Annotated in this window: 12 protein-coding genes; all 12 read right to left on the bottom strand. The window is 31.2% G+C overall.

What is annotated here, in order from left to right; all coding sequences use genetic code 11:
* Positions 1–124: 124 nt before the first annotated feature.
* Entirely contained in the window at positions 125–472 is a 348-nt protein-coding gene (locus tag HMPREF1495_RS13795) for a hypothetical protein (RefSeq protein ID WP_156431765.1), read from the bottom strand.
* 59 nt (positions 473–531) lie between these two features.
* Positions 532–954 carry a hypothetical protein gene (locus HMPREF1495_RS11360; protein ID WP_034214940.1) on the bottom strand — a complete coding sequence of 141 codons (423 nt, stop codon included), beginning with the start codon at positions 952–954 and terminating at the stop codon, positions 532–534.
* A gap of 106 nt (positions 955–1060) precedes the next feature.
* The gene (locus HMPREF1495_RS11355) at positions 1061–1387 is read right to left on the bottom strand and encodes a hypothetical protein (RefSeq protein ID WP_009445801.1); all 327 of its coding nucleotides are present in this window, start codon (positions 1385–1387) and stop codon (positions 1061–1063) included.
* A 121-nt stretch (positions 1388–1508) separates the two neighbouring features.
* Positions 1509–1742, bottom strand: coding sequence for an Imm74 family immunity protein (locus HMPREF1495_RS11350; RefSeq protein WP_007592492.1), 234 nt, complete (start codon positions 1740–1742; stop codon positions 1509–1511).
* A 2-nt stretch (positions 1743–1744) separates the two neighbouring features.
* Positions 1745–2056, bottom strand: a complete 312-nt coding sequence (locus HMPREF1495_RS11345) for a hypothetical protein (protein ID WP_034214938.1) — start codon at positions 2054–2056, stop codon at positions 1745–1747.
* 33 nt (positions 2057–2089) lie between these two features.
* Positions 2090–2557, bottom strand: coding sequence for a hypothetical protein (locus HMPREF1495_RS11340; RefSeq protein WP_034214935.1), 468 nt, complete (start codon positions 2555–2557; stop codon positions 2090–2092).
* Positions 2558–2599: 42 nt separating this feature from the next.
* On the bottom strand, positions 2600–3064 hold the full coding sequence (locus tag HMPREF1495_RS11335) for a hypothetical protein (RefSeq protein ID WP_034214932.1): 465 nt from the start codon (positions 3062–3064) through the stop codon (positions 2600–2602).
* Positions 3065–3293: 229 nt separating this feature from the next.
* A complete protein-coding gene (locus HMPREF1495_RS11330) occupies positions 3294–3785 on the bottom strand; it encodes a hypothetical protein (RefSeq protein WP_034214930.1) in 492 nt (163 codons plus the stop codon).
* Positions 3786–3818: 33 nt separating this feature from the next.
* Positions 3819–4292: a hypothetical protein gene (locus HMPREF1495_RS11325; protein ID WP_007592502.1), complete on the bottom strand. Its 474-nt coding sequence runs from the start codon at positions 4290–4292 to the stop codon at positions 3819–3821.
* Positions 4293–4309: 17 nt separating this feature from the next.
* Positions 4310–4774, bottom strand: coding sequence for a hypothetical protein (locus HMPREF1495_RS11320; protein WP_034214928.1), 465 nt, complete (start codon positions 4772–4774; stop codon positions 4310–4312).
* Positions 4775–4809: 35 nt separating this feature from the next.
* Positions 4810–5298, bottom strand: coding sequence for a hypothetical protein (locus tag HMPREF1495_RS11315; RefSeq protein ID WP_034214924.1), 489 nt, complete (start codon positions 5296–5298; stop codon positions 4810–4812).
* A 170-nt stretch (positions 5299–5468) separates the two neighbouring features.
* A partial coding sequence (locus HMPREF1495_RS11310) for a hypothetical protein (protein ID WP_034214921.1) occupies positions 5469–5664 on the bottom strand: 196 nt, incomplete at its 5' end.

Raw genomic sequence — 5664 nt, 5'->3', positions numbered from 1 at the left:
CTGTAGGCAAATATATGCGTGAAATGGGTATTAAAGCCCAATGGATTAAGCCTTTTACTACCACTACCAGAGACTCTGATTTCAGTACTGAACTTACAAACATACTTGATGAACAATTACTCTTCTACTCAAAATATTTATCTACCAATTTTTGTAGTTTCCCTTCTTTAGCCGCAGGGATGGTATCTTCTAGAACAAAGTTCTTTCTACTAATATCTCGAGAAAGATTTCCAAAGATAAAATTAGTGGAAATATTATAGATAAATGGTGAAGGCACAAATCCACAAACTTGATTTTCTAGGATACGTTTTAAACGTTCTTCAAAATTTGGAAATGTATTTTTCAGACATTTGCTATTATATAATCGCTTAACGAGTTCTGCGATATAGAAGCCTGATTTCATGTACAAATCAATAAACGTCTTAGATGGATTATAAAAAAATCCTGGGTTATCTTTTTCAAAATCATCCACCATCCTCTTCACCACTCGTTTAAGAGTGAAGATCTCGTTGGTATCATTGTATATATCTGTTACTTAAGTGGTGATACATAATCATCTGGAAGTTTGCCTCTCCAGTCAATCCACATTTGCTCAGCAATTGGAATTAATCTTTCAAGCTCTTCCTTAGTAAATAACTCTGTAGTTTCAGGTAAATCAATTAATGATGTAGGACTCTCTTCTATGAATCGTTTCTCACTAGCTTTCTTTCCTTCTTCCGTCGGTGGCCAACGATCAGTCTGGAGCTTATTTAATACTTCTAACTCCGTTCTTTCCCCACTCTCTAGTAATGCAAATAACTCATTTGGTAATTCATAAACCACACGCTGAGGGGCAATTCCTCCCTCCTCGGTAACGTAATAAAGATGATTACCATCTCTCCAGATATGCTGACCGTAACCTTTTACTTCTTCGAACTGGATAACATCTTCCCAGCCTAGTTTTGTTGGTTTCATTTCAAACCTCTTTTACTTAAGTGGTGATACATAATAATCTGGAAGTTCTCCTTCAGATTCAATCCACTGCTTCTCAGCAATCGGAATCAACTCTTCAAGTTCTTCCTTAGAAAAAGTTTCCTATTTTAGGGACATCTATCAAAGAAGCTGGATGTTTACTTATAAATTTTCTTCTAGATTCTCTTCTCTCTTCTTCCGTTGGTGGCCAACGATCGTTCTCCGCTTTAAAATCAATTTCACGTGCCGTTCTCCTACCTAATAAATATTCGTTAAAATCAGAAGGATTAATCTCAAAGATACGACGAACTGAAGCTACTCCAAACTCACCAAAAGTGTAGTATTTTCCTTCATGTGTTCGAAAATCATATCCTTTTGGTGATTCAATCTTTTCAAAGGTATCAAACTCCTCCCAAGTTATTTTAGTTAAACTCATTTTAATTGCCTCCTAATTTTCTAATTGTAAATTCTCCCCATGGAACTTTCAAATTCTTAATTGAATCATAAGGGATATCTATTGCCACAGGTTTACTTAGAATATATAGAGTTCAACATAATTATATAAAGTCCAATCGAATAGTTTGATCGCTCTCCATTTTTTTAGCCATGTTAATAATATTGTCTATTTCTCTTGGAGTTATCGGAAGATTTTCATGAGGGGGTTCCCAATGTGTCATACTATCTTTATAAACAACAAATTTTTTATTAATCAACAATTCTCCTTGTGCTTTTAAGAGGAAACCATTCTCTAAATCAAAAGTAATTGTTGATCTTGTTCCTGTAATTTTCATTTCTACCTCTCGAATATAATTTTTTCTACCCCTGTTTTAGGATCTATTGTTGTAATCTTAGTAACATTTGGATTGGCCTTCAATCTTGGTAATTCGATATTTTCCCAAATATTTCCTAGTCTTAGTTCGCTACCAACTACAGCTCTTATTTCACCAGATACTTGCTCTGCGTAAACATTCGAAGCTTCCTCCCAAGCTGTTACACTTGAAGGAGCATTAAAATCCCATTCAGGCATTACAATATTCGTATCATCAATCGTAGATTCTAATGTAACTCCTCCTTTATTTTTTGCTATTTTTTTCGCAACATCCATTCCTCCAATACTATCTGTTTGTCCTGACCAGAATCATCCTTTTTTATACATATCCGGGCTTTTATAAATCCACCCTACATCAGGCTCAAGCATATTATATATTGCGTCAATATGATATTTTCTGAATGTGTAACCGTTATCAACATAGAATGCGCTATTTGGGTATTCTTCCATATATCTGTGTACTATCTCCAATATGGTAAGTTCTATTCCAATCATATCCGGAAAGCGAAAGAAGGTAACAAGCTCATTTTTTCTTGATTTTCTTGTGAAAACCTCCTTTATACCTACATAAGCATAAATTTGAATCATTGGTGCGGGATCTTCTTCATCAAAAAAATCGTATTCATTATCTTCCTTAGACAGTATAATAATACAATCTCTTTTACGTATATTCACTATTCTATGGTAGTTCATAGCATCAAGTATTTCTTGCATCCTGTCATCAACAAATATATTTCTTTCCTCAAATTTTTCTAATATTCTTCCCTCACATATCATATATACATCCCCTTCTTATACTGCTGCCACAAGAGAGCTTTTTTACAAAGCATCCGGACTGCTATATATCCAATTTGAGTCTTTATTACAGTATACTTTTTCAATGTCTTCTTTTCTATAAACATATCCTGACTCATTTAAGAAAATATCCTCAGTAAAGAGTTTAAAATATCTATATAAAAACTCCGACATTATCAATTCTCTTCCTTTAATGTCATCAAAGTGAATATATGCATAATAATAGCAATTTTCTCTTGGATAAAAAAACTTATAACGCCCTTCTATATCTATCTCCACCAGAAACATACTTACATCCAGATAATAAACTCTTTTTTTTATATTACTTTCATCATCTTCTTCAAGTATACTTGCAGACAAACTGTAATAATCCTTTGAGTCATAAATCGAACAATGTGTATATCCTATTGACATTAAAATGTTTATGACCTTTTCCATGTCTTTTTTATCAGCTGTTATTCTTTTTCTTAATATACCTGTGCGCCACATTATTAAAAATCTCCTTTATCTCCTCAAATCTATTTATCAATTTAATTCCCTGATATAGCAAGGCGTTATTTTGTCTGCCGGCCATACTTTTTCATTTCCATGTATTCCCCTTCTTCTATCATCTTGTCTATAGCTTCTCTAAACCAATCTATAAGTTTATCAACTTTTTAGTAAAGAAGAGCTATTAGATATAAAACAGCTCCTCTTAAAAAAATATCAATAGTATAATTTAGAATGTTTTAGGGTCTTCATACGCCCATAATTCATTCCAAGGTAGTTTTGCATATACATTATCTATATCATCCTTTGTATAAAAGTACTCCTCCATAAATACATCCTCAGGAAAAAGCTTAAAATATCTACGAAAAAATTCCAACAAAAGTCTTTCTCTACCTGATATATCCTCAAAAATAATATAACTTGGCACTGTTTCTCCCATACTTGGAATATAGTATTCATGTGATTCTTTCGGCTTCGGATAAAAATAAATTATAATGTTATCATTATCATCCAGTGAATCCCATTGATACTCGTCATCATCCCATTTTCTGCTCCAATGATCATTGATAAAACTGATACCGAAACTTTCGCCTGTACTTAATTTTTCTTTATCTTTACCACCTGCATAAAACTTCATCTTTCTAAATATATCAATTATTATATCCAAGTCTTTTTCTGTTGGATATTCACCTTTTCTAAACAGCGATGCCGATGCTCCCATTATCTTACTGTACTCCCTAAATTAATATTTTTATTATTTACTCTTCTTTTTATATTTATCAGGATTTTTGTAAATCCACTCTGCATCCGGTTCTTTTAAATTATAAATTCTATCTACATCTTGCTTTGTAAAATAAAGTCCATTATCTATATAAAATATAGAATCGCTATACTTTTCCATATATTTATGTAATATTTCAAGTATAACCAGCTCTCTGCCAAGTATATCTGTAAATCTGAAAAAAGTTTCAAGTCCTGCACTCTCTGCTTTTTTAGTCGGAAACTCTTTACATTCTTTGTATGCATATACGTTTAATAAAGATGAAGTATCATTCTTATTTAAAAAAAATTTATCGTTTCCTTTCTTTATATATATTAGGTCTGTAGTTTCCTTTTCAAGAACTATATATTTAATATATCCAAGTTCTCTCAATATATCTACAAATTTATACGCAATAAATCTCTTCTCTATACAGCCTTTATTTAATATCCTACCCTCATATATCATTATCTGCTCCCTCTAACTTAAAAACTATCCGGACTAATATATAACCAATTAGGATCATAAGTTTTTGAATATATTTTATCTATGTATTTTTTAGTATAAAAAAACTTATCACAGTCCCAAAATATATCATCCGGATAAAGTTCAAAATATCTATGTAAAAATTCCAATATTATTATTTCTCTAGAGCTAACATTTTCAAAAAATAAATAAGAGTAATATTTTTTACAAGTTTTGGGACAATAATACATTTCCTCATCGTTCTCTATTAAATCGATATAAATAATTGTACTCTTTTTAAGGTTCTCTGAATTAACTAACTCATCATCAGTAATCGGCATAGCTATTGTTAATATATAAACATCTATTTTATCATCCATACTAAATCTTGTATAACCTAATGATACAAAAATATTTATTATCTCTTCTATTCTTGTATAATCAGGGTGAATTTCACTTCTTAAAAGTCTCATTGCTGTTGCCATCACTTTAATATCTCCTCAAGTTCTTCAAAAACAATCTAAAATGTACCGGGATCCTCATAACACCAATTTTCATTCCATGGTACTTTTGCATATACCTTATCTATATCATCCTTTGTATAAAAATAATCTCCCCAAAATACATCTTCAGGAAACAGTATGAAATATCTATGCAAAAACTCTAACAATGTTTTTTCTCTTCTGAGCATATTGTCAACCAAAAGATAATATGGTGTATATTGTTTCATACTTGGAATATATTCAAAAAATGAAACCCTTGCATTTTTATAAAAATAAATTATTATATGATCGTTGTCATCCATACAATTTTCCTGATAATAGTCTCCTTCCCATCTTTTTATCCAGTCATCATTTATAAAACTTAAAACCCAACCACTATCTTTTTCATCTAACTCACTTTTCCCACGGGCAACAAAATTCATATCCTTAAATATGTTTATGATTATATCTAAGTCTTTTTCTGTTACATATCTACCTTTTCTAAATATAGCTGCTGATTCACTCATTATTTTAATAATCTTTCTAATTCGTTTAAATCTGTAATTATTGTAACACTAAATCTTCGATTTTCTCAATCTCCTCCAATTTTTCCGTTTCTGCACTTGGTGCTGGAATAAGGAAGAGATATTTGCTTTGAAATAACTCTCCCTCAAAACAGTACCGTTAAGCATTTAACTTAGAATGTTTTAGGATCCTCATACACCCATATCTCATTCCATGGTACTTTTGCATATAACTTATCTATATCATCCTTTGTATAAAGGTACTCCTCCATAAATACATCCTCAGGAAACAGCTTAAAATATCTATGAAAAAATTCCAGCAAAAGTCTTTCTCTACCTGATATATCATCAAAAATAATAAAACTTGGT

Source organism: Lachnoanaerobaculum sp. MSX33 (assembly GCF_000512995.1).
GTDB lineage: Bacteria > Bacillota > Clostridia > Lachnospirales > Lachnospiraceae > Lachnoanaerobaculum.
This window is presented reverse-complemented; position numbering and strand designations above follow the sequence as displayed.

What these genes read in the sequence shown, in the direction of transcription:
- HMPREF1495_RS11360 (WP_034214940.1), bottom strand. Translation starts at nt 954, where the DNA reads ATGAAACCAACAAAACTAGGCTGGGAAGATGTTATCCAGTTCGAAGAA.
- HMPREF1495_RS11355 (WP_009445801.1), bottom strand. Translation starts at nt 1,387, where the DNA reads ATGAGTTTAACTAAAATAACTTGGGAGGAGTTTGATACCTTTGAAAAG.
- HMPREF1495_RS11350 (WP_007592492.1), bottom strand. Translation starts at nt 1,742, where the DNA reads ATGAAAATTACAGGAACAAGATCAACAATTACTTTTGATTTAGAGAAT.
- HMPREF1495_RS11345 (WP_034214938.1), bottom strand. Translation starts at nt 2,056, where the DNA reads ATGGATGTTGCGAAAAAAATAGCAAAAAATAAAGGAGGAGTTACATTA.
- HMPREF1495_RS11340 (WP_034214935.1), bottom strand. Translation starts at nt 2,557, where the DNA reads ATGATATGTGAGGGAAGAATATTAGAAAAATTTGAGGAAAGAAATATA.
- HMPREF1495_RS11335 (WP_034214932.1), bottom strand. Translation starts at nt 3,064, where the DNA reads ATGTGGCGCACAGGTATATTAAGAAAAAGAATAACAGCTGATAAAAAA.
- HMPREF1495_RS11330 (WP_034214930.1), bottom strand. Translation starts at nt 3,785, where the DNA reads ATGGGAGCATCGGCATCGCTGTTTAGAAAAGGTGAATATCCAACAGAA.
- HMPREF1495_RS11325 (WP_007592502.1), bottom strand. Translation starts at nt 4,292, where the DNA reads ATGATATATGAGGGTAGGATATTAAATAAAGGCTGTATAGAGAAGAGA.
- HMPREF1495_RS11320 (WP_034214928.1), bottom strand. Translation starts at nt 4,774, where the DNA reads ATGGCAACAGCAATGAGACTTTTAAGAAGTGAAATTCACCCTGATTAT.
- HMPREF1495_RS11315 (WP_034214924.1), bottom strand. Translation starts at nt 5,298, where the DNA reads ATGAGTGAATCAGCAGCTATATTTAGAAAAGGTAGATATGTAACAGAA.